General features: G+C 72.0%; 27 protein-coding genes. 9 read left to right on the top strand and 18 right to left on the bottom strand.

From position 1 onward, the window contains the following. The first annotated feature begins 208 nt into the window (after positions 1-208). Positions 209-1,084 carry a formyltetrahydrofolate deformylase gene (purU, locus tag ACTHNQ_RS16670; RefSeq protein WP_440335075.1) on the top strand — a complete coding sequence of 292 codons (876 nt, stop codon included), beginning with the start codon at positions 209-211 and terminating at the stop codon, positions 1,082-1,084. Positions 1,085-1,187: 103 nt separating this feature from the next. Here the strand turns inward: purU and ACTHNQ_RS16675 are convergent, their stop codons facing one another. From ACTHNQ_RS16675 to ACTHNQ_RS16730, 12 genes are all read right to left on the bottom strand, one after another. After that, on the bottom strand, positions 1,188-1,964 hold the full coding sequence (locus ACTHNQ_RS16675; protein ID WP_440335076.1) for an IclR family transcriptional regulator domain-containing protein: 777 nt from the start codon (positions 1,962-1,964) through the stop codon (positions 1,188-1,190). A 33-nt stretch (positions 1,965-1,997) separates the two neighbouring features. Beyond that, positions 1,998-3,170, bottom strand: a complete 1,173-nt coding sequence (locus ACTHNQ_RS16680; protein ID WP_440335077.1) for a thiolase family protein — start codon at positions 3,168-3,170, stop codon at positions 1,998-2,000. 1 nt (position 3,171) lies between these two features. Next, positions 3,172-3,837 (bottom strand): 3-oxoacid CoA-transferase subunit B, encoded by a 666-nt coding sequence (locus ACTHNQ_RS16685; RefSeq protein WP_440335078.1) that lies wholly within the window; start codon positions 3,835-3,837, stop codon positions 3,172-3,174. Then, the gene (locus ACTHNQ_RS16690) at positions 3,834-4,595 is read right to left on the bottom strand and encodes a 3-oxoacid CoA-transferase subunit A (RefSeq protein ID WP_440335079.1); all 762 of its coding nucleotides are present in this window, start codon (positions 4,593-4,595) and stop codon (positions 3,834-3,836) included. Before ACTHNQ_RS16690 ends, ACTHNQ_RS16685 begins: the two co-directional genes overlap by 4 nt. A 150-nt stretch (positions 4,596-4,745) precedes the next feature. Beyond that, positions 4,746-6,104, bottom strand: coding sequence for an alpha/beta hydrolase family protein (locus ACTHNQ_RS16695; protein ID WP_440335080.1), 1,359 nt, complete (start codon positions 6,102-6,104; stop codon positions 4,746-4,748). A 78-nt stretch (positions 6,105-6,182) separates the two neighbouring features. Beyond that, positions 6,183-6,629 carry a MarR family winged helix-turn-helix transcriptional regulator gene (locus ACTHNQ_RS16700; protein WP_440335081.1) on the bottom strand — a complete coding sequence of 149 codons (447 nt, stop codon included), beginning with the start codon at positions 6,627-6,629 and terminating at the stop codon, positions 6,183-6,185. A gap of 39 nt (positions 6,630-6,668) precedes the next feature. After that, positions 6,669-7,070: a 4-carboxymuconolactone decarboxylase gene (gene pcaC / locus ACTHNQ_RS16705; protein ID WP_440335082.1), complete on the bottom strand. Its 402-nt coding sequence runs from the start codon at positions 7,068-7,070 to the stop codon at positions 6,669-6,671. Next, positions 7,067-7,861, bottom strand: a complete 795-nt coding sequence (locus tag ACTHNQ_RS16710) for an alpha/beta fold hydrolase (protein ID WP_440335083.1) — start codon at positions 7,859-7,861, stop codon at positions 7,067-7,069. The genes pcaC and ACTHNQ_RS16710 overlap by 4 nt, the downstream gene beginning before the upstream one ends. Then, a complete protein-coding gene (locus tag ACTHNQ_RS16715; RefSeq protein ID WP_440335084.1) occupies positions 7,858-9,339 on the bottom strand; it encodes a lyase family protein in 1,482 nt (493 codons plus the stop codon). Before ACTHNQ_RS16715 ends, ACTHNQ_RS16710 begins: the two co-directional genes overlap by 4 nt. Continuing rightward, positions 9,329-9,913: a protocatechuate 3,4-dioxygenase subunit alpha gene (pcaG, locus tag ACTHNQ_RS16720; protein ID WP_440335085.1), complete on the bottom strand. Its 585-nt coding sequence runs from the start codon at positions 9,911-9,913 to the stop codon at positions 9,329-9,331. The genes ACTHNQ_RS16715 and pcaG overlap by 11 nt, the downstream gene beginning before the upstream one ends. Further along, a complete protein-coding gene (gene pcaH, locus ACTHNQ_RS16725; protein ID WP_440335086.1) occupies positions 9,913-10,782 on the bottom strand; it encodes a protocatechuate 3,4-dioxygenase subunit beta in 870 nt (289 codons plus the stop codon). The genes pcaG and pcaH overlap by 1 nt, the downstream gene beginning before the upstream one ends. A gap of 214 nt (positions 10,783-10,996) precedes the next feature. Further along, the gene (locus ACTHNQ_RS16730) at positions 10,997-11,755 is read right to left on the bottom strand and encodes an IclR family transcriptional regulator (protein ID WP_440335087.1); all 759 of its coding nucleotides are present in this window, start codon (positions 11,753-11,755) and stop codon (positions 10,997-10,999) included. 51 nt (positions 11,756-11,806) lie between these two features. On the opposite strand from ACTHNQ_RS16730, the gene ACTHNQ_RS16735 reads away from it, so the two are divergent. The 3 genes from ACTHNQ_RS16735 (at position 11,807) to ACTHNQ_RS16745 (ending at position 15,127) form a co-directional block, all read left to right on the top strand. After that, the gene (locus ACTHNQ_RS16735; protein WP_440335088.1) at positions 11,807-12,559 is read left to right on the top strand and encodes an IclR family transcriptional regulator; all 753 of its coding nucleotides are present in this window, start codon (positions 11,807-11,809) and stop codon (positions 12,557-12,559) included. A 98-nt stretch (positions 12,560-12,657) separates the two neighbouring features. Continuing rightward, the gene (locus ACTHNQ_RS16740; protein ID WP_440335089.1) at positions 12,658-13,842 is read left to right on the top strand and encodes a 4-hydroxybenzoate 3-monooxygenase; all 1,185 of its coding nucleotides are present in this window, start codon (positions 12,658-12,660) and stop codon (positions 13,840-13,842) included. A 61-nt stretch (positions 13,843-13,903) separates the two neighbouring features. After that, a complete protein-coding gene (locus ACTHNQ_RS16745) occupies positions 13,904-15,127 on the top strand; it encodes an MFS transporter (protein ID WP_440335090.1) in 1,224 nt (407 codons plus the stop codon). A 46-nt stretch (positions 15,128-15,173) separates the two neighbouring features. Here ACTHNQ_RS16745 and ACTHNQ_RS16750 read toward each other — a convergent pair whose 3' ends face one another. Then, positions 15,174-15,638: a MarR family winged helix-turn-helix transcriptional regulator gene (locus ACTHNQ_RS16750; protein ID WP_440335091.1), complete on the bottom strand. Its 465-nt coding sequence runs from the start codon at positions 15,636-15,638 to the stop codon at positions 15,174-15,176. A 94-nt stretch (positions 15,639-15,732) separates the two neighbouring features. Here ACTHNQ_RS16750 and ACTHNQ_RS16755 point away from each other — a divergent pair, with 94 nt between their 5' ends. The 5 genes from ACTHNQ_RS16755 to ACTHNQ_RS16775 all read left to right on the top strand — a co-directional run bounded on the left by ACTHNQ_RS16755 (position 15,733) and on the right by ACTHNQ_RS16775 (position 20,808). Further along, positions 15,733-16,662: an SDR family NAD(P)-dependent oxidoreductase gene (locus tag ACTHNQ_RS16755; protein ID WP_440335092.1), complete on the top strand. Its 930-nt coding sequence runs from the start codon at positions 15,733-15,735 to the stop codon at positions 16,660-16,662. Then, positions 16,659-17,546: an amidohydrolase family protein gene (locus tag ACTHNQ_RS16760; protein WP_440335093.1), complete on the top strand. Its 888-nt coding sequence runs from the start codon at positions 16,659-16,661 to the stop codon at positions 17,544-17,546. Before ACTHNQ_RS16755 ends, ACTHNQ_RS16760 begins: the two co-directional genes overlap by 4 nt. 1 nt (position 17,547) lies before the next feature. Beyond that, positions 17,548-18,738, top strand: coding sequence for an acyl-CoA dehydrogenase family protein (locus tag ACTHNQ_RS16765; protein ID WP_440335094.1), 1,191 nt, complete (start codon positions 17,548-17,550; stop codon positions 18,736-18,738). 23 nt (positions 18,739-18,761) lie between these two features. After that, on the top strand, positions 18,762-19,214 hold the full coding sequence (locus ACTHNQ_RS16770) for a MaoC family dehydratase (RefSeq protein WP_440335095.1): 453 nt from the start codon (positions 18,762-18,764) through the stop codon (positions 19,212-19,214). A 70-nt stretch (positions 19,215-19,284) separates the two neighbouring features. After that, a complete protein-coding gene (locus ACTHNQ_RS16775) occupies positions 19,285-20,808 on the top strand; it encodes an acyl-CoA synthetase (protein WP_440335096.1) in 1,524 nt (507 codons plus the stop codon). Positions 20,809-20,842: 34 nt separating this feature from the next. On the opposite strand, the gene ACTHNQ_RS16780 is transcribed toward ACTHNQ_RS16775, so the two are convergent. The 5 genes from ACTHNQ_RS16780 to ACTHNQ_RS16800 are packed head-to-tail and all read right to left on the bottom strand — an operon-like array spanning position 20,843 to position 25,676. After that, entirely contained in the window at positions 20,843-22,330 is a 1,488-nt protein-coding gene (locus tag ACTHNQ_RS16780; RefSeq protein ID WP_440335097.1) for an aldehyde dehydrogenase family protein, read from the bottom strand. Positions 22,331-22,389: 59 nt separating this feature from the next. Next, entirely contained in the window at positions 22,390-23,214 is an 825-nt protein-coding gene (locus tag ACTHNQ_RS16785; RefSeq protein ID WP_440335098.1) for a PaaX family transcriptional regulator, read from the bottom strand. Further along, complete coding sequence (locus ACTHNQ_RS16790) at positions 23,211-24,014, bottom strand: ABC transporter ATP-binding protein (protein ID WP_440335099.1); 804 nt, start codon at positions 24,012-24,014, stop codon at positions 23,211-23,213. The genes ACTHNQ_RS16785 and ACTHNQ_RS16790 overlap by 4 nt, the downstream gene beginning before the upstream one ends. After that, on the bottom strand, positions 24,007-24,831 hold the full coding sequence (locus tag ACTHNQ_RS16795) for an ABC transporter permease (RefSeq protein WP_440335100.1): 825 nt from the start codon (positions 24,829-24,831) through the stop codon (positions 24,007-24,009). The genes ACTHNQ_RS16790 and ACTHNQ_RS16795 overlap by 8 nt, the downstream gene beginning before the upstream one ends. Continuing rightward, a complete protein-coding gene (locus ACTHNQ_RS16800; RefSeq protein WP_440335101.1) occupies positions 24,828-25,676 on the bottom strand; it encodes an ABC transporter permease in 849 nt (282 codons plus the stop codon). Before ACTHNQ_RS16800 ends, ACTHNQ_RS16795 begins: the two co-directional genes overlap by 4 nt. Between the last annotated feature and the right edge of the window lie 147 nt (positions 25,677-25,823).

Here is a 25,823-nt window from a genome sequence, read left to right on the forward strand (position 1 = left end):
TGCGGTAACGACCGCACGGCCCTGCGGGGTACGGGGCAGAGCCCCGTCAAGAGGCACGTGCGGTAACGACCGCACGGCGGGCCGGCGTGCACAACGTCGGTGATGTGCCCCGGAACCGCCCGGCAAAAGCCCCCGCTCGGCTTCGGGCCGGAGGATCGCCGACGTTGTGCGCGCGATGCCCGCGGCACCGGCAGGGCAGAATCGATGTATGGCCGCTTCCCCGCACGTCCGCCCCGACCACGCCTGCCTCATCGTGCACGGGAGCGACCAGCCGGGGATCGTGGCCGCCGTGTCGGCGCTCATCACCCGCAACAACGGCAACATCGTCGCCTTCGACCAGTACTCCGACGACCCGACCGGGGGCGCGTACTTCCAGCGGGTCGTGTTCCACCGGCCCGGCTTCGCCGCCGACCGCCCGCTCATCGAGGCCGAGATCGCCCAGACCCTCGGCGGCTTCGAGCTGGAGTGGTCGCTGACCGACCAGTCCACTCCCAAGCGCATGGCCATCCTGTCGTCGAAGCAGGATCACTGCCTGCTCGACCTGCTGTGGCGTCACCGCCGAGGGGACCTGCCGGTCACCGTGCCGATGGTGATCTCGAACCACACGACCTCGGCCGAGGACGTCCGCTCGTTCGGCGTGCCGTTCTTCCACGTGCCTGGCGTGGCCGGCCCCGACAAGTCGGCATCCGAGGCGAAGATCCTCGAGCTGCTCAAGGGCAACGTCGACTTCGTGGTGCTGGCCCGCTACATGCAGATCCTGTCGGGCGACTTCCTCGCCGAGCTGGGCGTGCCGGTGATCAACATCCACCACTCGTTCCTGCCCGCGTTCATCGGCGCCGAGCCCTACAAGAAGGCGAAGGAACGGGGTGTCAAGCTCATCGGCGCGACCTCGCACTATGTGACGGACGACCTCGACGAGGGCCCGATCATCGAGCAGGACACCGTGCGCGTGACGCACGCCGACTCTGCGGCCGAGCTCGCCCGCCGCGGCGCCGATGTGGAGCGGCAGGTGCTCTCGCGCGCCGTGCTGTGGCACGCGCAGGACCGTGTGCTGCGCCACGGCAACCACACGATCATCTTCTGAGGGCGGCCGGCGCGGGCCGCGTCGAGGATTCAGGAGAAACGCCGACGGGCGCCGTTGCACGACGCGATCGGCCCCGGTTCTCTGAGTTCCCGACGCGTGCGCGTCAGACCAGGCGCAGCTCCGCGTCGATCACGGCGGCCGTGCGCTGCAGCGGTGGCAGGTAGTGCTCGATGACGTGGTCGACGCTGTCGCGGGTCGCGCTCGTCGACACGTTGACCGCGGCCACCACGTCGCCTCGCCGGTCGTGCAGCGGCACGGCGACCGATCGCAGGCCGGGCTCGAGCTCGCCGTCCACGAGCGCCCAGCCCTGCCGGCGCACGTCGTCGAGTTCGGCCTGCAGCGCGTCGGCGTCGGTGACCGTGCGCGGGGTGAGTGAGCGAAGATCGGATGCCGCCAGCACGGCACCGGCATCCGGCATCCCTGCCAGCAGCACACGGCCCATGGACGTCGCGAAGGCGGGGAACCGCGTGCCGATCGTGATGCGCACGCTCATGATGCGCCGCGTGGGCACGCGGGCGACGTAGACGATGTCGCCGCCGTCGAGCACGGCCGCCGAGACGCTCTCGTCGACCTCGCGCGACAGCCGCTCGAGGTGCGGCTGCACGATCTCGGGGATCGACAGCGCCGACAGGTAGCTGAAGCCGAGCTCGAGCACGCGGGGGGTGAGCGAGAAGAGCCGGTCGTCGCTGCGGACGTAGCCGAGCTGCTCGAGCGTGCGCAGGAAGCGGCCCGCGGCGGCACGCGTGATGTCGGCCCGCCGGGCGACGTCGCTCAGCGTCAGCGCGGCGTGGTCGCCGTCGAACGCGCGGATCACCGCGAGTCCACGTGCGAGCGACTGCACCGTCGTCGGGGAGCCCTCGGCGCTGTCGTTCGCGGTCACCGGCTCACCCTATCCACTGGCGGGCACGCCGGCTCAGCGCTCGAGCACGACGGCCAGTCCCTGGCCGACGCCGATGCAGATCGCCGCGACGGCGACCCCGCCGCCGCGGCGGACGAGCTCGTGCGCGGCGTGGCCGATGATGCGGCCGCCCGAGGCGCCGAGCGGGTGGCCGATCGCGAGCGCGCCGCCCTGGATGTTGAGCCGCTCGGGGTCGAGCTCGGGCCAGCCGGCCAGGCACGCCAGCGACTGCGACGCGAAGGCCTCGTTGAGCTCGACGAGATCGACGTCGGCCCACGTGCGCCCGGCGCGGGCGAGGGCCTTGTTCGCGGCCTCGATGGGGGCGATCGGGAACTGGTCGGGGTCCACGCCGTGCGCGGCGCGACCCGTGATGCGCGCGAGCGGCTCGCCCTCCAAGGCCCCTTCGCGGGCGAGCAGCACGGCCGAGGCGCCGTCGTTCATCGGTGACGAGTTGCCGGCCGTCACGGTGCCGGCCCCGTCCGAGGCGAACAGCGCCCGCAGGCCCGCGAGCTTCTCCACCGACGTGTCGTCGCGGATGCCCTCGTCGCGGGCGAGCTCTGCGCCGGGAACCTGCACCGTCTCGCGGTCGTACACGCCGTCCGCCCACGCCTGGGCGGCGAGCCGGTGGGAGCGCACCGCGAACTCGTCCTGCGCGTCGCGCGAGATGCCCCACTCGCGGGCGATGAGCTCGGCGGACTCGCCGTTCGAGATCGTCCAGTGCTTCGGCAGTCGCGGGTTGGTCATGCGCCAGCCGATCGAGGTGTTCCAGAGCGTCTGGTTGCCGACGCTCGGCCATGGCCGCGGCGACTTCTCGACGACGAACGGCGCGCGGCTCATCGACTCGACGCCGCCCGCGAGCACGATGTCGGCATCGCCGGCGTCGATGGCGCGCGAGCCCTGGATCACCGCCTCGACGCTCGAGGCGCACAGCCGGTTGACCGTGACGCCGGTCACCGAGGTCGGGAATCCGGCGAGCAGCGCGCCCATCCGCGCCACGTTGCGGTTGTCCTCCCCCGCCTGGTTGGCGTCGCCGAAGATGACGTCGTCGATGCGCGCCGGGTCGAGGCCTGTGCGCTCGACGGTCGCCGTCATCACGACGGCGGCGAGGTCGTCGGGCCGGATGCCCGACAGCGCGCCCCCGGCGCGGCCGAACGGGGTGCGGACGGCGTCGTAGATATAGGTGGTCATGTCATTCGCCTTCCGGGATGCCGGCGGCCGCGGCATCCAAGTCCAAGCCCGTCAGCGCCGCCAGCGACGCGACCGTGTTGTCGCCGAACGCCTCGCGGACCGCGAAGCCGTCGGGGGTCACGTCGAACACCGCGTGATCGGTGTAGACGCGGGTCACGCAGCCGACGCCGGTGAGCGGGTACGTGCACGCCTCGACGAGCTTGGACGCGCCGGTCTTGGTCAGCAGGTCGGTCATCACGTAGACGTTCTTGGCGCCGATGGCGAGGTCCATGGCACCGCCGACCGCCGGGATCGCACCGGGCGCGCCGGTCGACCAGTTGGCGAGGTCGCCGTTCTGCGACACCTGGAACGCACCCAGCACGCACACGTCGAGATGGCCGCCACGCATCATGCCGAACGAGTCCGCGTGGTGGAAGTACGCGGCGCCGGCCAGCGCCGTCACGGGCTGCTTGCCGGCGTTGATGAGGTCGGGGTCGACGCGCCCCGTCTCGGGCGACTGGCCCATGCCGAGCATGCCGTTCTCGGTGTGGAGGATGATCTCCTGATCGGCGGGCAGATAGTCGGCGACGAGGGTGGGCGCGCCGATGCCGAGGTTCACGTACGAGCCCTCGGGGATGTCCTGGGCGATGCGGGCGGCGAGCTGCTCGCGGCTGATGCGGGTGCTCACTGGTCGACCTCGATTCCGGATGCCTCGTCCCGCCCGAGCGGGCGGCCCTCGATGTCGACCCCGCCGACGAATGCGCCGTCGCGCAGCCACGGGCGCTCACCGACCGCGACGACCCGGTCGACGAAGATGCCCGGGGTGACGATGGTCTCGGGGTCGAGCGCCCCCAGCGGGACGACCTCGTCGACCTGGACGACGGTGGTCGTCGCGGCGGAGGCCATGATGGGACCGAAGTTGCGGGCCGTCTCGCGGTAGACGAGGTTGCCCCAGCGGTCGGCGCGGTAGGCGCTGATGAGGGCGACGTCGGCGCGGATGGGGTACTCCAGCGCGTAGGCGCGACCGTCGATCTCGCGGATCTCCTTGCCGTCGGCCAGCTGCGTCCCCACGCCGGTCGGGCTGTAGAACGCGCCGATCCCGGCACCCGCGGCACGGATGCGCTCGGCGAGGTTGCCCTGCGGCACGAGTTCGAGCTCGATCTCGCCGGCACGGTACAGCTCGTCGAACACCCACGAGTCGTGCTGCCGCGGGAACGAGCAGAGGATGCGGCGCACGCGCTTCTTCGCGAGGAGCGCCGCGAGCCCGACGTCGCCGTTGCCGGCGTTGTTGTTGATGATCGTGAGGTCTCGGGCGCCCTGCTCGATGAGCGCGTCGATGAGCTCGACGGGCTGCCCGGCGCGTCCGAAGCCCCCGATCATGACGGTCGCGCCGTCGGGGATGCCGGCCACGGCCTCCGCGACGGACTGCAAGGTCTTATCGATCACGCCCGACTCCTTCTGTTCGCTGTGCGAACATCTGTGCGTATTGTGACCAGGCTACTCCTCCGCGTCGCCCCGCTCAACGTCGAACCGTCGCAGGCAGCCGCTCCACGACAGTGGTGGCGACCGTCTACGACGGTTCGACGGAATGAGGCGTCAGCGGTCGCCGAGGAACTCGCCGGGCTTGGTCTGGACGAAGGCGGAGCCGCTGTCGTCGAGGGATGCCGCCAGCGCGTTCATGCGGTCGGCCGACTGGCCGACCAGACCCCAGTTGCCGGTCTCGACACGGGACTGCAGCGCGGCGATGCCCGCGGCGATCTCGGCCGACGTGAAGTTGCAGTGCCCCACGCTGTCGACGCGGAACTGCCGCAGCAGGTCGGTGCGGTGCGCGCCGCGCACATCGTCGGCGTACTCCTGCTCGACCTGCACGGGTGCGAGCACGTCGTCGAGCGTGTGGAGGGTGAGCACCGGCATCTGCAGGTCGCCGGTCAGCCCCGACGAGGCGCGGAGCGTCTCGACCGAGCCCGGGTCGGCGACGACATCGGCCGTGGCGGTCAGCTGCGCCAGGTCGGCGTCGAGGTCGAGCCCCGCCTGCCGGTAGAGCTCTTTCACCAGCGCCCGGTCCGCGGACTGCGCGAACAGCTTCTTGTAGTCGACGCCCGCGTTCCACGTCGCGTTGCCGCCGGCCGTGGCCTCGATGTCGAAGCGGCCGGGCGTGACGAACCCGATGGTGCCGAGGAGCTGGTCGTACAGCGACTTCTGCGCCACCGCCGGATCGGTGGGCGCGTCGGCCGCGCGCACCCCGTCGGAGAGGTGGTACAGCGCGGCGGCGAGGGCGACACGGGCGCGCCCCTCAGGCGTCTGCTGCCCCGCCTGCACGGCCGCCTGCAGCGCACCGGATGCCGCGAACGCCTCCCCCAGCGTGGCGTAGCCCTCGATGTCGAGGTCCTGGCCGGGCGCCAGCAGCACGTCGATCGCGTGCGCCCCGTCGAGCTGGTAGTTGCTCAGGTCGACGCCGCCCTCCATGAGCCCGCACGTGGGCATGGCGCCGTCGATCACGTCGCCGGCCTGCTCGGCGATGCGCCCGGTCACGAGGCCGCCCATCGAGGTGCCGTAGGCCAGGATGTGGTCGGGATCCAGCCCGGTCTGCGCGAGCATCGCGTCGAGGGACTGCAGCTGGTCGTCGACGGCGGTGGGCACCGCCCAGCCGGCCGACCTGTACGACGACCCGACGAGCGCGTACCCCTCTCCGAGCAGCAGCGCCTTGGTGCCGCCGTCGGGGGCGACGGAAGCCCAGTTGCCTCCGGCGAACGACGGCGTGTAGCCGTGGCTGTACAGCAGGACGGTGCCGTTCCAGTCCGAGGGCACCGAGGCCAGCCAGGTCGTGCCGTTCGAGAGCGAGCCGGAGTACTCGCCGCCGGTGTCGGCGGCCGCGGGCGAGGCGGCCGCCCCGGCGGTGAGCAGCGCGGCTGCGGCCGCGAGCGCGAGAGCGCACCTGCGAAGGTGTGTGGACATGGGGGTCCTTCCGTCGTCGTCGACAAGGTCTCCGTCGGCGTCGACGGAGTCAGGACCAATTATCAAGTTTCTTGGCGATCAGTCAACCGTCCGCGGCGGATCCTCCAGTGCGCGACGGGCCTCCTGCAGCCAGCCGCTGAGCGTGTGGCGCTCCGCATCGGTGAGCTCGCCGAAGGCCTCGGACTCGATCCGGTCGACGTCGCCGCGGCAGCTCGCGAGCAGGGCGGTGCCCTCGGGCGTGAGCGAGATCGTCATGCGCCGGCGATTGAGAGGGTCGCGCGCCCGCTCGATGATGCCGGCGTCCTCGAGCGCGCGCACGATGCCGTCCATCGCCTGCGCCGACACGAAGGTGTGACGGGCGAGCTGGGCGGCGCTCATGCCGGGATGCTGCTCGAGCACCGACAGCGCGGTGTACTGCGTGACGGTGATGCCATGCGGGCGCAGCACGGTGTCGAGCCGCCCGCGGACAGCGAGCTCGACCTGCTTGACCAGGTACAGGATCCGCGGCGGATGCGCGGCCGTCACGGCGTCCCCCAGCCCGTCATGCGATGAAGCCTACGGGGGTCAGGACTGCTCGGCGAACACCTCGCTCGCGATGCGGAAGGCCGTGTTCGCCGCGGGCACACCGCAGTACAGACCGGCCTGCAGGATGACCTCTTTGACCTCGTCGACGGTCAGCCCGTTGCGCAGCGCCGCCCGCAGGTGCATGGCCAGCTCCTCGTGGTGCCCCAGCGCGATGAGCGCCGTGAGCACGGCGACCGACCGGGACCGGCGGTCGAGTCCCGGGCGTGACCAGATGTCGCCCCAGGCGACCCGGGTGATGAAGTCCTGGAAGTCCGCGGTGAGCCCCGTCGTGTGGGCGACGGCGCGGTCGACGTGGGCGTTCGAAAGCACCTCGCGTCGCACGGCCATGCCCCGGTCGTAGCGCTCCTCGTCGGTGAGTCCCTCGCCGTCCGGTCTGGTCATCGCGCCTCGCTCCGTTCCGCCTGCTCCGCTGCGACCTCGTCGAAGAAGGCGATCAGCGCCGCCGCCGTCTCGGCCGGTGCGTCCGCCGGCGCCAGGTGCGAGGCATCCGGGATCCCGACCGCCGCACCCCGCTGCACGCCGTCGGCGATCTCGAGAGCGGATGCCGCCGGCGTGACGCCGTCGTGATCGCCCCACACCGCCAGCACCGGCGTGGTGATCTCGGGCAGACGGTCGCGCACGTCGAAGGCGGCGAGCGCGTCGCAGCACCACGCGTAGCTCTGGTCGTCGGCGTCCTGCCGCGCATGCAGGAGCCGGCCGGTGAGATCCGGGTCGTGGGCGATCGTGCCGGGAGCGAACCAGCGCTGCGCCGACCCGATGATGAGGCTCGACGTGCTCTGCGCCCGCACCTGTGCGGCGCGTTCGTGCCAGCCTTGCGGGGTGCCGATCGCGGCGCCCGAGCACAGGATCGCCGCGGCGTCGATGCGGTCGCCGTGGCGCAGCAGCAGCTCCAGTCCGACCGCTCCTCCGAGGGAGACCCCGGCGTAGCGGAATGGCCCGTCGACGGCGCCTGCGACGGCGTCGGCGAGCTCGGCGACCGAGAAGGGCGCGGTCGCGGCCGGCGCCTCGCCGTGGCCCGGGAGATCCCATGCCACGACGCGCCGGCGCGCGGCGAACTCCGGGATCACGCGGTCCCAGAGCAGGGTCGACGTGCCGAGCGACGGACCGAGCACGAGCAGCGGGGCGTCGACCGGTCCGACCGGTTCGGTGAGGACGATCTCGGGCACGGTCACGGCAGCTCCTCCGTCTGCTCTGAGGCTTGCGGCGCCTCCGGTGCGGTTGGCGCGTGCGCGGTGCGCCCCGACGGTTCGTCGGACGCCCCGAACCCGGCAGCGGGGGTCTCGACCGCCTCGTCGACAAGGCGGCCGGCAAGGCCGGTGTACCGCGCGGGGTCGAGGAGATCGGCGACGACGTCGGCCACGGGCTCGCCGCGCTCGACGGCGAGCGCCGCGACTTCGGGGAGTGCGGCGAGTCGCTCGGCCAGCGGACCGCCCGCGGCGACGAGCTCGGACGCGCGGGACGAGCCCAGCACGAGCGACAGCCACTCCGCGACGATCAGACCGCCCGTGGCGGTGAGGTTTCGGGCCACCGCGTCGGTGTCGATGTGCAGGCCGGTGACGAGGTCAGCGCCGTGGGCGGTCGCGCCGAGGGCGAGGCGCAGCAGCTCCCGCAGCGTCGGCCACTCGGCGTGCCAGGCCCCGTCGGGGCGTTCGTCGACCGCCAGGGCCGACGCCAGGTGCAGGGTCGCGGCGAGCTGCGGGGCGCGCAGAGCGGCGGAGCGGATGAGGACGGATGCCGCCGGGTTGCGCTTCTGCGGCATCGCCGATGATCCCCCGCCGGAGCGCTCGGCGAGCTCGCCGATCTCGGTGCGGCTGAGGGTCGCGACATCGGCCGCGATCTTGCCGACGGCGTCGATCGCCTGCACCAGGGCATCGCCCAGCTCGGTCACGGGCCACCGTGTCGTGTGCCACGGAGCGGCCGGGGCGGCCAGACCCAGCTCGACCGCGAACGCGGCGGGAAGGCCGGCCGCGGCATCCGTTCCCGCGATCTCGGCGAACGACGCGAGCGTCCCGGCCGCGCCGCCGAGCTGCGCGGGCAGCTGACGCCGCGCATCGTCGAGACGCGCCCGGGCCCGTTCGACGCCGCGCAGCCAGCCGGCCGCCCGGAGCCCCACGGTGGTGGGCACCGCGTGCTGGGTCAGCGTGCGCGCGGCGGCGACCTCGTCGCGGCGCGAGCGGGCGAGCGAGCGCAGCGAGACCTCGGCGTGCGCGAGCGACGCGACGACGCGGCTCGCGGCATCCCGCGCGCCGAGCACGAGGGCCGTGTCGCGGATGTCCTGGCTCGTGGCACCGCGGTGCACCCACCGGCGCGCGTCCGGCGACACGCGCTCGCGCAGCGCCGCGACCAGCGGGATCACCGGGTTGCCCCCGGCCACGGCGGCCGCGGCCAGCGCGGCCGGGTCGATGCCGTGCTCACGGCATCCGCGCAGTCCGCCCTGCCAGCCGAACGCGGTCTCGATCTCGTCCACGGCCGCAGCGGGCGCGACGCCGAGCTCGCGGTAGGCGCGCGCCAGCGCGACCTCGGCGGTCACCAGGGCGTCGAGGCACGCGGCGTCCGACACCCCGCCGTCGTGGCCGACCGTCACGGGCGAGAGCAGACCCCGATCGACGAATGCTCCGTCGTCGGGCGTCCGATCGCGGTCAGAAGGCAAGGAACACGGTCTCCTTCTCGCCCTGCAGGTGGATGTCGTGGTGCAGGCTTCCGTCCGGCAGACGCGTCGCGATGAGCGTAGCGCGCTCGCCCTCGTCCAGCGAGCGCAGCAGCGGGTCGGCGGCGAGGAGCTCCTCGTGCTCGGGCAGGTAGATGCGGGTCACGAGCTTGTCGGGCAGGCCGCGCGCGAAGACGATGACCGAGTAGAACGGCGCACGGCCGTCGACGGGTCCCGGATTGCGCGTCCAGAACTCGTACCGGCCGACGTCGGTGGTCGCCGCACGGCCGAAGCCGGTGAACGTGTGGTCGTCGCGGCGGAAGGCGCCGTGCGCGCGCGGGATGACGCCGTTCTCGTCGGCGCTCCAGATCTCGACGACCGCATCGGGGATGGGGTTGCCGGCGCCGTCGAGCACGGTGCCGCCCAGCACGATCGCGCCGGGGCTGTGCGGAAAGACGACCTCGTGCTTCTTCGGGTAGTCCAGACCGAACGCGAAGAACGGCCCGACGGTCTGCCCGCCGGTGGGCTCGTGGGTCTTCGGACCGAGGTCGCGCTGGATGCGGGGTGCGGCGGCCATCAGTGCTCTCCTTCTTCGGGCTCGAACCAGGTGGCGTCGGGGCCGTCGACGACGATGTCGAAGCGGTAGCCCATCGAGAACTCCGGCACCGACAGGTCGTGGTCGTAGACGCCGATGAGCCGCTCGCGGTCCTTCTGCCGCCAGATGGTGTTGTAGATCGGGTCCAGCGGGAACAGCGGATCGCCCGGGAAGTACATCTGCGTGACGAGACGCTGCGTGAAGCCCGTGCCGAAGATCGAGAAGTGGATGTGGGCAGGGCGCCACGCGTTGACGTGGTTCTTCCACGGGTACGCGCCCGGCTTGATCGTCGTGAACTTGTAATACCCGTCGTCGTCGGTGACGGCACGGCCGGCACCCGTGAAGTTCGGATCGAGCGGAGCGGGATGCTGGTCGCGCTGGTGGATGTAGCGACCCGCCGCGTTGGCCTGCCAGATCTCCACGAGCTGGTTCGCCAGCGGGCGCCCCCACGAGTCGAGCAGGCGGCCCTCGACCGTCATGCGCTCGCCCTGCGGCTCGCCGATGTGCTGCAGGGTCAGGTCGGACTCGATCGCGGCCACGTCCCGCTGCCCGAACGCTGGCGACCACAGCTCGATGGTCTCGGGGTCGACGAGCTTGGGATTCTTCGTCGGGTGACGCAGCAGGCTCGACCGGTACGGCGGGAAGTCGTGCAGGCTCATGTTGAGCCGCTCGCCCGCTGCCTCACGGCGCGCAGCCGCGGCGTGATAGTCGACGATCTCCTGCGTGATCTCGCGCTGGGTGAGCTGGTCGGGCGAGGCCAGCAGCGATTCCGGCGCCGCCGCCGTCTGCTCGAGCACCACCGACGACGAGAACGCCTCTTCGACGTCCGGCTCGGGCTGCACTGCGGTCATGAGGTCTCCTTCGACGACTCGGTGGTCCCAGCGTCGCACCGAGGTCGCGGCGCGCCCGCGCGGATTCCCACCCAGTGGGAATCGTGGATGCCTAGGCCCCGGCATCCACCATCCCCACCGGGATTGGGGCGCAAAGCGGACGTTCGGGGCGCGACTCTTGCGCCCCGAACGATCGGAATGCGCCCCGAACCCGGAATGAGAGCGACCAGCCCGGTCAGGTCGTGCGCAGGTCGTGGTGGAGGTCCTTGACCGCCTGCACGACGAGGGGGCCGAGCCGGCGCTCGTCGGCGCGCTCCAGGTGGACGACGAGCCCCAGCGCCACCGGCGGAAGCCCCTCGACGCGAGGCAGCGCGGCGGCGACGGAGATGTTGCCGAGCGTCATCTCCTCGCGCGTGGTGGCGTAGCCGAGCGCCCGGGTGCGCGCGATGTCGGCGCGCAGCTCGTCCTCGGTCGTGATGGAGTTCACGGTCTCGCGTTCCAGCGGGGCCTCGAAGTACTGCCGCAGCCACCCCTCGTCGCGGGTGGCGAGCAGGGCCTTGCCGACGCCGGTGGTGTGCAGCGGTCCGCGGCCGCCCATGCGGCTGAGGGTCGGGATGGACTGACGGCCGGTGAGCCGCCCGACGTACAGCGCGGTCGAGGTCGCAGGGGTCGCGCCGTCCAGCACGGCGAGGTGCACGTTCTCGCCCGTCGCCTCGTACAGGCGCACCATGTGCGGCAGCGCCGTCTCGCGCAGCCGCAGCGAGAGCGGCGACAGCTCGCCGAGCTCCCACAGCCGCGGTCCGATCGCGTAGGTGTGCCCCGGCGCCCGGGTGAGCAGCCCCTCGGCGACGAGCGTCGCCAGCAGGCGATGGAGGGTGGACGAGGCGAGACCCGTGCGGGCGGCCAGGGTCGTCGCGGTCACCGCGGGCTCGTCGTCGGTGAAGCAGCCGAGCACCCGCAGGGTGCGCTCCAGCACGCCTTCGCCGTCGGCCATGGATCCTCCCGCTGCGACGTTACCCCGACGACGCGGTGGCAGAGTGGGGGCATGGCCAACTCGCCCTCCGGCGACTCGATGACCGAACGCATCGTGCGTGTGCTCGAGACCTTCACGGTCGAGCGGTCGATGCAGTCGGCGTCCGAGATCGGCCGCCGAGCCGGCCTGCCCTCGTCGACCGCGCATCGGATCGTCGACGAGCTCGTCGACGCCGGACTGCTCGAGCGCGACGAGGACCGCCGCGTGCACCTGGGCCTGCGCCTGTGGGAGCTCGCCCTGCGCGGCTCGACCGCCCTGCGCCTGCGGCAGGCGGCCCTCCCCCACATGGAGACGGTGCAGGCCCGCATCCGCGAGCACACGCAGCTCGCGGTGCTCGAGCAGGACGAGGCGCTGTTCCTCGAGCGGCTGTCGCATCCCGATGCGGGCGCCAACATCACCCGCGTGGCCGGGCGCCTACCGCTGCACGCCTCGTCGTCCGGTCTCGTGCTGCTCGCCTTCGCGCCGGCCGCGCTGCGCGATCGGGTGCTGGCCGGCCCGCTGCGTGCCGTGTCGCCCGAGACGGTGACGGATGCCGCACGCCTGCGCCGCCTGCTGGCCGAGGTGCGCCGCACGGGCGTGGTCGTGGCGCCCGGGTCGATCGAGGCCGTGTCGACGGGTGTCGCCGTACCCATCCGCGACGCCGGCGCCGTGGTCGCCGCGCTCTCGGTGGTGCTGCCCCGCGAGACGCCGCCCGAGCCCGCGATCAGCGCGCTGCGGGATGCCGCCGCCGACGTCGAGGCATCCCTGCGGGCCGACCGCCGCTGAGCCAGTCCTTCCCGATCAACGGGAATCCGCCCGCACGATCAGACCGCCCGGGCACACTGGGCCGAGGCATCCATCACACGAACGTCGAAGGAGACGTCATGTCCACGATCCGCACCCGTGTCGCCATCGTCGGGGCCGGACCCGCCGGTCTGCTGCTGTCGCACCTGCTCGGGATCGCCGGCATCGATTCCGTCGTGATCGACCAGCGCTCGCGCGAAGAGATCGAGACGACGATCCGCGCCGGCATCCTCGAGCAGGGCACGGTCGAGGTGCTGGACTCGTCGGGCGCGTCCAGCCGCGTCCGCACGGTCGGCCACCGCCACGACGGCATCGAGTTGCGCTTCGCCGGCGACGGGCACCGCATCGACTTCGCCGATCTCGTCGGACGCGGGGTCTGGCTGTACCCGCAGCACGAGGTGCTGAAGGACCTCATCGCCGTGCGTCTCGGCAAGGGGCAGGATCTGCGCTTCGGCGTCACCGCCGTGCGGGTCGAGGATGCGGCATCCGCCCGCCCTCGCCTGATCGCGACCGACGCCGACGGGCAGGCGCTCGAGATCGAGGCCGACTTCGTCGTCGGCGCCGACGGGTCGCGCAGCGTCGTGCGCGAAGCGGTGACGGGCTCCTCGACGGGCGGATACTTCCGGGAGTACCCGTTCGCGTGGTTCGGCATCCTGTGCGAAGCGCCGCCGAGCGCCGACGAGCTCATCTACAGCAACTCGCCCAACGGCTTCGCCCTCGTCAGTCAGCGCAGCGCCACGGTGCAGCGGATGTACTTCCAGTGCGACCCCGCCGCGGACCCCGACGCCCTGACGCAGGAGCAGCTGTGGGAAGAGCTGCAGAAGCGCGTCCCCGGCACGACGCTCAAGGAGGGTCCGATCTTCCAGCGGGACGTGCTGAGGTTCCGCAGCTTCGTCGCCCACGAGCTGCGCAGGGGCCGCGTCGCGCTCATCGGCGACGCCGCGCACACCGTGCCGCCCACGGGCGCGAAGGGCATGAACCTGGCCGTCGCCGACGTGCTCGTGCTGGAGCGGGCGCTGCGGGCGCTGCTCCTGGACGGCGACGAGTGCCTGCTCGACGCGTTCCCCGAGACGGCGCTGCACCGCATCTGGAAGGCGCAGCACTTCTCGTGGTGGATGACCAGCATGCTCCACGTCGCTCCGGACGCGTCGGACTTCGACCGCCTGCGCCAGCTGGGCGAACTGCGTTCGGTCGTCGAGTCCGAGGCGGGCAGGCGCTTCCTCGCCGAGGCCTACACCGGCTGGCCGCTCGAGGGCCTCGCCTGACTGCCGCTCATCGGGAGTGACAGGATGCCGCACCTCCGGTCTCGGCTATAGTCCGGTGCCCATGGCCTCACCGTCGCGGACCGCACGCCCGTCCTCACGCGCGGGGGCAGCGGTCGTGCTGCTGGTGGCGGTGTGCCTGGTCGCGGCCAACATGCGGCCGGCGATCACGGGCCTCGGACCCCTGCTCGACCAGATCGGCGCCGACACGGGCATGGCGCCGGCCGTGCTCGGCGTGCTGGCGGCCGTGCCGCTGGCCGCGTGGGCGGTGTTCTCGCCGCTCGCGCACCACCTGAGCCGCCGGTTCGGGCAGCCGCGCGTGCTGCTGGGGGCGCTGCTCGTGCTGCTCGCCGGCACGCTCGTGCGCTCGCTCACCACCCCCGTCGCAGGCCTCTGGATCGGCACCGCGGTGATCGGCATCGGCATCGCGATCATCAACGTGCTGATGCCCGCGGTGGTCAAGCGCGAGTTCGCCGGCCGCGTCGCCGCGGTCACCGCCGTCTACACCGCGCTGCTGGCGGGACTCGGGGCGGTCTCGTCCGGCGTGGTCGTCCCCATCTCGCACATCGAGGTCGGCGGCGCGCCCGCGGGCTGGCAGACGGCGCTGCTGGTCACCGGGGCGGGGCTCCTGCCGTTCGCCATCGTCGGGTGGTGGTGGGCGCATCGCGGCGCGGGCGGCACGCGCGAGCGGCAGTGGTCGCCGCGCGGTCGCACCGGCATCTGGGGCGACCCCGTCGCGTGGCTGGTGGCGGTCTACATGGGTCTTCAGGCATCCATGTTCTACATGTTCGTGACGTGGCTGGCGCCGCTGTCGATGTCGATCGGCCGCTCTGAGGTCGTCGCCGGCGTCGACGTCATGGTGTACCAGCTGTTCTCGCTCGCCGGCTGCCTGCTGCTGCCGCTCATCCTCCGCGGCGCCCTGGAGCGCTGGGCGCCCGCGCTCATCCCGTCACTGGCGATCGTGGGCGTGGCGGGGCTCATGGTCGCGCCCGGCGGCGTGCTGGTGTGGGGCGGCCTCATCGGGCTCACCGGCGGGGCGACGCTGGCGATGTCGCTCACCCTGATGGCGCAGCGCGCCCGCGATCATGACACCTCGGCCGCCCTGTCGGGGATGTCGCAGTCCGTCGGCTACGTCATCGCCGCGCTCGGCCCGATCGCGTTCGGCGCGCTGCACACGCTCACCGGCGGGTGGCTGCTCCCGCTCGCACTCGTGCTCGCCGTGCTCACTGCGCTCACCGTGGTGGGGGTGTTCGCGGGCCGCGACCGGTTCGTGCTCGAGCGTCGCTGACGGATGCCGGCGGCCAGCGCCGTGCGGGTGGCCGGCGTCGCGGCGTTCAGTCCTCGGGGAACGCCAGCGTGCGCAGCAGTGCGGTGAGGGCCGCCCGCTCCGACGCGGTGAGCTGGGCGTGCACGCGCTCCTCGGCCGCCCGGGCGGATTCCCGCGCCGCGGCGACCAGGGCGCGACCGGCCTCCGTCGCGACGACGACGTTCGCGCGCCGGTCCGAGGGGTCGGGCAGCCGCTCGACGAGGCCGCGCGACTGGAGCTCGTCGACGAGGCTCACGACCTGGCTCGGGTCCAGACGCAGGAACTCCGCGAGCTCGCGCTGCGAGGGTCGCGCGTCGCCCGAGGCGAGGACGAGCACGGAGTAGGACCGCGCCTTCAGTCCGTGCACGGCGAGCGCGGCGTTGCCGGCGGCGAGCGCGATGGCGTTGGCGCGCGCGAGCAGGAAGCTCACGTCGTCGGTCAGCGCAGACTCCCGCAGCCCGGCGGGTGCGACGGCGTCGGCAGGCTTCGGCATGGCCCCGATCGTAGTCCACTTCGTAGATGAACGGAATGATTGACTTCTTCAACAGTTGGGTCTTCAATGGATCCGACACGAAGGAGTCTCACGTATGTCCTCGCATCTCCCCCTCGACGGCAAGGTCGCGATCGTCACCGGCTCGGGCCGCGGACTCGGCCTCGCCTATGCGCAGGAGCTCGCCCGTCAGGGCGCGGCCGTCGTCGTCAACGACGTCGACGAGGCGACCGCTGCCGAAGCCGTCGCCGCGATCGAGGCCGAGGGCGGTCGCGCCGTCGCCGTGGCCGCGCCGGTCGGCCCGACCGAGACCGCGCAGCGGCTCGTCCGCACGGCCGTGGAGTCGTTCGGCCGCCTCGACATCCTGGTGACCAATGCGGGCGTGCTGCGCGACACCGTGCTGTGGAAGATGAGCGACGACGACTTCGACACCGTCGTCGACGTGCACCTGCGCGGCACGTTCACCTGCGTGCGCGAGGCCGTCACGTACATGCGAGAGAACGAGATCGCCGGCCGGATCATCTGCATCGGCTCCCCCACGGGCCAGCGGGGCAACTTCGGCCAGACCAACTACGCCGCCGCCAAGGCGGGGATCGTCGGCATGGTGCGCACCTGGGCGCTGGAGCTCAAGCGCGCCGGCATCACCGCCAACGCCGTGATCCCGGTCGCCGCGACCGCGATGACGGCGACCGTGCCCTACTTCGCCGCCGCCGTCGAGGCCGAGTCCGCGGGCGAGCCGATGCCCGCGTTCTTCCGCCACGACCTCGGCTTCGGGACCTCCGACGACGTCGCGGGCCTCATCGCCTACCTCGCGTCCGACGCGGCGGCCGGCATCACCGGCCAGGCCATCGGCATCGGCGGCGACCGCCTGCAGGTGTGGTCGCACCCCGAACCCGTCGCCACCGCCTACCGCGAGGGCGGCTGGTCGTACGACGACCTCGCGTCGGGCTTCGCCGAGGCCGCGGGCGACCTCCCATCCGTCGGCGAGAAGTTCCCGCCCCTCCCCGAAGACCTGCAGCGCCCGTGACCCGCTACGAACCCGCGATCGACCTCGACGCGATCACCGCGATCGACGTGCACGTGCACATCGAGGTCGATCAGCACGGGCACTCGTCACTGCCCGACGACCTGCGCGACGCCGCGGCGAAGTACTTCAGCACCGACGGACCGAACCCCGACCTCGACGGCGTCGCCGCGTACTACCGCGAGCGCCGGATGGCCGCGGTCGTCTTCACCGTCGACGCGCGCACGAACTTCGGGCACGCGCCGATCTCGAGCACCGACATCGCCGAGGGCGCAGCGCGCAACAACGACGTGCTCATCCCGTTCGGCTCGGTCGACCCGCTGTCGGCGACGGCCGTGGACGATGCCCGCCGCCTGATCGACGACCACGGCGTGCGGGGGTTCAAGTTCCACCCGACGGTGCAGGGCTTCGACCCGTCGGACCCCGCCTACTCCGCCCTGTACGAGACCCTGCAGGATGCCGGCGTCGTCGCCCTCTTCCACACCGGCCAGACCGGTATCGGCGCGGGCCTGCCGGGCGGCCGGGGGCTGCTGCTCGGACTGTCGAACCCGATCCTGCTCGATCCGGTCGCGGCCCGCTTCCCCGACCTGCAGATCATCATGGCGCACCCGTCCGTGCCGTGGCAGGACGAGGCGCTGTCGGTCGCCACGCACAAGCACAACACGTGGATCGACCTCTCCGGCTGGAGCCCGAAGTACTTCCCCGAGGCGCTCGTGCGCGCCGCCAACTCGTACCTGCGCAGCCGCGTGCTGTTCGGCTCGGACTTCCCGCTGCTGACGCCGGATCGCTGGATGCGGGATGCCGAGGCCGCCGGCACGTTCAAGCCCGAGGCGCTGCCCGGCATCCTCAAAGACAACGCGGCGCGACTGCTCGGACTCGGCGGCTGACGTGCCCGCGCTCGAGGCGGACGCGACGTTCGGGTTCGACCCGTACGCCATCGCCGACGCACGGCTGAGCCCCGCCGCGCGCGCCGCGCTCGCGCGGCTGCAGCAGACGCTCGACCGGGACGTCCGGCCGCTGCTCGCCGACGCCTGGGAGTCGGCGACGATGCCGGACGCCGTACTCGACGCCCTCGTGCCGCTGGAGCTCATGCAGCCCGAGGGAGTGGATGCCGTCGAGGCCGGGTCGTCGATGTTCTCGGGGTTCCGCAACTATGTGCTGGCCCGCACCGACGTGTCGGTGGCGACTCTCTACAACGCCCAGTCGGGCCTCTTCCGGACCGCCGTCGCGCTCGGCGGGTCCCCCGCTCAGGCCGCGGACCTCGACCCGGGCATCCGCAGCTTCGCGCTCCGGGGCGCGTTCGCCCTCACCGAGCCCGCGCACGGGTCCGACATCGCCGGCGGACTCGCCACGACGGCACGGCGCACGGGCGACGGCTGGGTGCTCGACGGCCGCAAGAAGTGGATCGGCGGGGCTGCGGCATCCGATGTCCTCGTCGTCTTCGCCCGCGACGTCGACGACGACGCGGTCAAGGCGTTCCTGATGCCGACGGATGCTGCCGGCGTCCGGCTCGAACAGGTCACCGGCAAGGTCTCGCTGCGGCCGATGCAGAACGCCTTGATCACGCTCGACGCCGTCACCGTGCCGGAGGCGTCGCGCCTGCAGCGCGTGAACGGCTGGCGCGACGTGGCGCGGATCCTGCGGGCCATGCGCTCCGACGTGGCGTGGATCGCGGCGGGGCTGCAGGCCGGCGCGCTGGACGCGGCCGTCCGCTACACCCGGGAGCGGGAGCAGTTCGACCGGCCGATCGGCGGCTTCCAGCTCGTGCAGGAGAAGCTCGCCCGGATGCTCGGCAACACCGTCGCCTCGCTGGCCCTGGTCGTGCAGCTCTCGGCCCGCCAGGATGCGGGCGAGTACGCCGACGAGAACTCGGCGCTCGCGAAGATGCAGACGGCCCGGCTCGCACGCGAGACGGCCTCGCTCGGGCGCGAGGTGCTCGGCGGCAACGGCATCCTCCTTGAGCACGACGCCGCGCGCTTCTTCGCCGACGCCGAAGCCGTGTACTCGTACGAGGGCACGCACGAGATCAACGCCCTCATCGTCGGCCGCGCGCTCACCGGCGCGTCCGCCTTCCTCTGAACCCACCGCCCCGAAGGAGAACCATGACCACCACCGTCGACTACGCCGACGTCCCCGGCCTCGCAGGCACCGACCTGGGCTGGACCGAATGGCTCGAGGTGACGCAGGACCGCGTGAACCTCTTCGCCGACGCGACCGACGACCACCAGTGGATCCACGTCGACCCCGCGCGCGCCGCCGAGGGCCCCTTCGGCGCCCCGATCGCCCACGGCTTCCTGACCCTCTCGCTGACCGTGAAGTTCTGGTCCGAGCTGTTCGACGTCACGGGCGTCGGCACCCGGGTCAACTACGGCCTCGACAAGGTCCGCTTCGTGTCGCCCGTGAAGGTGGGCGCCCGGGTGCGCATGAACGCGGTGATCGCCGAGGTCACCGAGGTGCGCGGCGGCTACCAGTTCGCCGTCGACCAGACCATCGAGATCGAGGGCGCCGACAAGCCCGCCGTCGTCGCCCGGGGTCTGTACCGCTTCTATGCCTGAGACATCCGGTCGTTGAGCGAGGGAGCTCAGCGACCGAGACGAAACGCCTCGAAGGAGAGGACACGCAACGATGCACAAGGGAATCGGCTTCTGGCTCGCCAAACGGCGTCTGAAGGACCCCGACAAGACCGCCGTCGTCTTCGGAGAAGACACGCTGTCGTATCGGGAGCTGGCCGATGCCGCCGACCGGGTGGCCTCCGTGCTGTGGCACCGCGGCATCCGGCAGGGCGACGCGGTCGCCTACATCGGCGAGAACAGCCCGCAGTTCCTGCAGGTCATGTTCGGCGCCGCGCAGCTCGGCGCGATGTTCGTGCCGGTGAACACGCGGCTGGCGGCCCCCGAGGTGCAGCACGTCCTCGTCGACTCGGGCGCCCGGGCGGTCGTGCTCGACGCGGAGTTCCTGGAGCGCGCGATGCCTGGCGTCGAGGCGGGGCGGATCGCGCAGGTCATCGTGACCGGCGAGGGGCTGCCCGAGCATCCCGGCCTCGCTCGCCTCGTCGCCGAGGCGCCCGGCGGGCACACGATCGCGGACGTCTCGCTCGACGACCCGGCCGCGATCATCTACACCTCGGGCACGACCGGCAGGCCGAAGGGCGCCGTGCTCAGCCACGGCAACCTCACCTGGGTCGCCCTCAACTGCGTGGTGGACTACGACGTCGTCTCGGGCGACGTCTCGCTCATGATCTCGCCCCTGTTCCACGTCGCCTCGCTCGGCATGGGCGCCCTCCCCGTGCTGCTCAAGGGCGCGACCCTCGTGCTCGAGAAGGGGTTCGAACCCGGGCGGGCGCTGTCGCTCATCGAGCGCCACGGCATCACGATGCTCAGCGGCGTCCCCACGACGTATCAGCTGATGGCCGACCACCCCGACTGGGCGTCGACCGACCTGTCGACCCTGCGCAAGCTGACGTGCGGGGGCTCGGCCGTGCCGACCCGCATCCTCAACGCGTATGAGGAGCGGGGGCTCTCGTTCTCGCAGGGCTACGGCATGACCGAGACCTCGCCCGGCGCCACGTCGCTCGCCCCGTCGATGACCCGACGCAAGCAGGGCAGTGTCGGGCTGCCCCACTTCTTCACCGAGGTGCGCATCACCGACGAGCACGGAGACGTCGTGCCGCGAGGAACCGTCGGCGAGATCGAGGTCGCCGGGCCCAACGTGTTCCTCGGCTACCACGGCCTTCCCGAGGCGACCGCGGCCGCGTTCACGGCGGACGGCTGGTACCGCTCGGGCGACCTCGGCTACCTCGACCCCGACGGCTACCTGTACATCTCGGACCGGCTCAAGGACATGATCATCTCGGGCGGCGAGAACATCTATCCGGCCGAGGTCGAGAACCTCATCGCCGACATCGAGGGCATCTCGGGTGTCGCCGTCGTCGGCGTGCCGGACGAGCGCGGGGGGGAGGTTCCGTGGGCCGTCGTCACGCTGCGCGAGGGAGCCGACGTCGACACCGAGAAGGTCCGCGCGCACCTGGACGGCCTGGTCGCCCGGTACAAGCTGCCCAAGAACGTCGTCGTGGTCGAGGACCTGCCCCGCACCGCCTCGGGCAAGATCCGCAAGGCCGACCTGCGGGCGAAGTACGGCGAGGGCCGGTGACCAGCGTCACCGGCCCTCGCCGACCGCTCCACGACTAGAGCGGGTACTGGCCGGGCTCGCGCCGCAGCGTGATCCAGCGGGTCTCGGTGAAGGCCTCGATGTTCGCCTGCGCACCGCCGTGCCGCGCACCGGTGCCCGATGCGCCCACCCCGCCGAACGGGCTGTTGGCCTCGTCGTTGACCGTCTGGTCGTTGATGTGGACGATCCCCGTCGGCACGCGCCGGGCCATCTCGAGCGCGGTCAGGGCGTCGCGGCTCACGATGCCGAGCGACAGTCCGTACTCGGTCTCGGCGGCGAGCGCGACGGCCTCGTCGTCGGTCGCGAAGGGGACGACGGATGCCACGGGCCCGAAGACCTCGTCGTGGTAGGCCGCCGCATCCCGCGGGGTGTTGGCCAGAACCGTCGGCCGGTAGAAGAGCCCGTCGTAGTCGCCGCCGGCCCGCAGTTCCGCACCGCCGGCGACGGCGTCCTGCACGAGCGTGTGCACGCGGTCCCGCTGCGTCTCGTCGATCAGGGGGCCGAGGTGCACCTGCCCGGCTGCGGGGTCGCCGACCGCCATCGAGTCGGCCTTGGCCGCGAGCTTTGCGACGTACTCCTCGAAGATCGACTCGTGCACGATGTGGCGGCCGACCGTCATGCAGATCTGCCCCTGGTGCAGGTACGACCCCCACGTGGCGAGGTTGACGGCCTGGTCGACGTCGGCGTCCGCGCGGACGATGAAGGCCGAATTGCCGCCGAGCTCCAGGTGGGCGCGCTTCAGGTGCCGGCCGGCGAGCTCCCCGACGATGCGACCCGCCCGGGTCGACCCGGTGAACGCGATCACCCGGACATTCGGATCGGCGACCATCGCCTCGCCCACGTCGGCTCCGCCCGGCACGAGCTGCAGCAGCCCGTCGGGCAGGCCCGCCTCCTGGAAGATCCGCACCATCGCCACGCCGCCGGTGACAACCGTGCGCGGGTCCGGCTTGAGCAGCACGGCGTTGCCGAGCGCGAGCGCCGGGGCGACCGCGCGGATGCCGAGGATGAGCGGCACGTTGAAGGGCGAGATGACGCCGACGACCCCGACGGGCACCTGCTGTGCGAGCGACAGCCGCGGCTCCTCGCTCGACAGGATCGAGCCGAGCGGGGCCGACGGCAGCGACGCCGCCTCGTAGCACTCGGCGGCCGTCACGTGCAGCGCGAAACCGGCGAGCGGCGGGATGGCGCCGACCTCGCGCACGTTCCAGCCCATGATCTCGTCGGCGTGCTGCTCCCACAGCTGTGCGGCCCGGCGCAGCACCGCCGCCCGCGCCGGGTGCGGCGTCGCGGCCCATTCGCGCTGCGCGCGGGCGGCGCCGATCGCCGCGCGGGCGACGTCGTCGGGCGAGGCCATGCCCACCATGGCGAGGGTCTCGCCGGTCGCGGGTGCGACGGTGGCGATCTCTCCCCCACCGCCGGGCACCCACTCGCCGTCGATGAAGATCCGTCCGCCGAACGCCGTCTCGTCGATGAGGGGCAGGGTGGTGTCGATCGTGATGGACATCGTCGTTCCTTCCGTCGGGTTACTGCACGAGCCGTGGGATCACTGCAAGGCGGTCCGCCTCAGCCGACGAGCGCCGCGAAGTCGCGGACCGCGGGAAACGCGAACTCGCGGTGGCGGCGCGTGAACAGCTCGAACGAGCGGTCCGCGGGCCAGTCGTCCCCCATGTACTGGCGGGGCAGCCGGGGGTCGGCGCGCAACAGGGCGAGCCAGTCGGCCACGAGGAGCGTGCGCGCGGTGAGCGGAGGCAGATCGGATGCCACATCCTCTCGCTCCCAATGCGCGATGAACTCGTGATGCGCCTCGCGGATGCGCTCGACATCCCATGCCACCCGTACGGCCTCCGCCATCGGGAAGCCGTCGAGCTCCGTCGCCGAGAACGCCGTGATGGATGCCGGCGGCAGGTCGGGGATGATCGCATCGAGCGCTGCGGCGAGGTCGACGACACCTGGCGCGATCCACAGCCCGTCGCGCAGCACCGCGAACCCCGACCATGTCAGCGCCGCGCGGAGGCGGTGGCGGAGGTCGCGCAGGTGCTCGGGCACGCTGAAGGTGACGAGGGTCCACCCCTCGCCCTGGGGCTCGAAGGGGGCCGGGCCGTTGACGCGGCCGGACGCCTCGCGCAGCACTTCGCTGCCGTGCGAGGTGAGTTCGAAGCCGATCTCGCGTCCGAGGCGCCGCCGTTCGAGCACGCCGCTCTCGACCATCCGGTCGAGGTTCGTGCGCACCGCCGACGCGGCGACCCCGGCGCTCTCGAGCGCGCCGATCAGGACGCCGGCGCGCAGCGGCTCGAAGTACCGGTCGCACACGAACTCGCCGAAGAACGCCAGCAGCAGCTGGCGCGGCTTGCGCGTGAGGACGGAGGCTTCCGCCGGGACGATGCTCACGCGGCCTCCGGTCGCACGGCCTCACCGCGCTTGGCGCGCTGGATCTGCTCGTACACGTGCGTGCGCAGCTCGGTGAAGCGCGGCAGCGCGCGGGTCGTGATCTGGTCGCGGTCGGGAGCGAGGTCGATCGCGAGATCCTCCTGCACCCACGTCGGCGACTTCGACAGCACGATCACGCGCTCCCCGAGGTACACCGATTCGTCGATGTCGTGCGTCACGAACAGGATCGACATGCCGCGCTCGCGGTGGAGCGTGCGCACGAGGTCTTCGAGATCGGCCCGCGTCTGCGCGTCGACTGCTGCGAACGGCTCGTCCATGATGAGCACCTGCGGCTCGTACGCGACCGCGCGGGCGATCGCCACACGCTGCTGCATCCCGCCCGACAGCTGCCACGGGTAGCTCGCCGCGGCGTGGTCGAGTCCCACGGCCACGAGGGCGTCCTCCACCAGACGCTCCCGGTCGGCCCGGCTGAGCCCCTTGTGCTTCAACGGCAGCTCGACGTTGCCGCGCACGGTGAGCCACGGGTACAGGCTGCGGCCGTACTCCTGGAACACCAGCGCCATGTTGGGCGGCGGGGCCGTCACCCGGCGCCCGCCCAGCTCGACGACGCCGGACGTGGGCTTGAGCAGGCCCGCGATGCACTTGAGGAGGGTGGTCTTGCCGCAGCCCGACGGGCCGACGATGCACACCAGCTCGCCGGCATCCATCCGGAACCCGATGTCGCCGATGGCCTCGACGTTCCCCGTCGACGACTCGTACACCTTGCGCAGGTGCTCGACATTCAACAGCGTGTCAGGCACGCTCCACCTCCTTGATTCCGTGATACCACCGAAGCACTCGCCGCTCGACCGATCCGAAGATCACGGCGAGCAGGATGCCGATCAATCCGAGCAGCACGATGCCGCTCCACATCTCGGCGATCAGATAGTTCCGCTGGAAGTAGACGATCTTGTACCCGAGGCCGGACGACGAGAAGAACATCTCCGAGATCACCATGAGGATCAGGGCGATCGACAGGCACTGGCGGACGCCGGTCATGATCCGGGGGCTCGCCGCCGGCAGCACGAGGTACCGCAGGCGCTCGCCCGGCGTCAGCGCGAACGACCGCGCCGTCTCAGTCATGACGGCGTCCGTCGCCCGGACGCCCTCGATGGTGTTGAGCAGCACCGGCCAGATCGCGCCGGCGACGATCACCACGACCTTCATGGTGTCGTTCGCGCCGAGCAGCACCGCGACGATCGGGATCAGCACGGGCGGCGGCACGGCGCGGAAGAACTCGAAGATCGGCTCGAGCAGTTCGCGCAGCCACCGCACCAGGCCGATGATCGTGCCGGCCACGATGCCGAGCACCACCGCGAGCACGATGCCGATCGCCAGGCGCCCGAGGCTCGGCAGCACGTCGGTGAAGAACGCCGGGCCGACCCAGGTGTCGACGAACGCCTGGAGGATGACGAGGGGGCTCGGGAAGAACGGCGCGGGCGAGACCGACGCCCAGATGCCCCAGATGACGAGCAGCAGGATCGGCAGGCCGAGGGCGTAGGCCGTGCTCTCGCCGAGCTTCGCCCACACCCGCGACCGCCGGCGCGGCGTCACGATCGTGCTGGTGTACAGGGTCACAGCACTTCCTCCCCTCGGACCGACTGGTGCCACGAGAGCGACCGGCGCTCGATCGCGCGGAAGACGAGGTTCACGATCAGCCCGAGCAGTCCGGTCACGACCACGAGCGCGTAGACGGTCGTCCACTGCCCGGCGCTCTGGGCGAACATGATCTCGCGCCCGAGCCCGGGGACGTTGATGAACATCTCGGCGGTGATCGCGAGGATCAGGGCCACGGTCGCTGCCAGCCGGAGTCCGGTCATGAGGTACGGCAGCGCGGTCGGGAAGACGAGGTTGACGATGCGCGACCCGCGCGAGAGCCCGAAGCTGCGGGCCGTGTCGCGCGCGACGGCGTCGACGTCCGCGACGCCGTAGAGCACCTGGATGAACACCTGCCAGAAGCTGGCGTACACGATGATGAGGAGGGCGGCCTGCAGCTGGTACCCGAACATCAGGATCGCGAGCGGGATGAGCGCCACCGACGGGATGGGGCGCAGGAACTCGACGGTCGTGTGGGTGGCGCGACGCAGGAACGGCACGAGGCCGATGATCGTTCCGAGCACCACCGCGAGCACCGTCGCGATCGCCAGGCCCAGCGCCCACGACGTCAGCGTGCGACCGACGTTGCGCCAGAACTCGAGGTCGCGCATCTGATCCCCGAGGGCGGCGAGGGTCGCGGTCGCGGTCGGGAAGTACGCGGGATCCACGATCCCGAGCGCCGGCAGCAGCTGCCAGGTCACGAGGAAGCCGACGATGCCGGCGAGGCCGAGGGCGACCTTGCGCAGGGCGCGCAGTCGTCGCGCGCTGCGACCGCTGCGACCGCGCGGCGGCGACGCCTCGAGGGTCGGTGCTTCGGCGAGGGCCATGGTGGTCCGTTCGGGTGTGAAGGCTCGGGTGAAGACAGCTGGAGGGGTGGGTTGCGCCGCCCCCGGGCGCCAACCCCCCCCCCTGGGCGCCAACGTGTGGGGTAACCGGTGGTTATTGGGGGCGGGCGGGGTGTTAGTTTAATTTAA

This window comes from Microbacterium sp., assembly GCF_051953575.1.
Classification (GTDB): domain Bacteria; phylum Actinomycetota; class Actinomycetes; order Actinomycetales; family Microbacteriaceae; genus Microbacterium.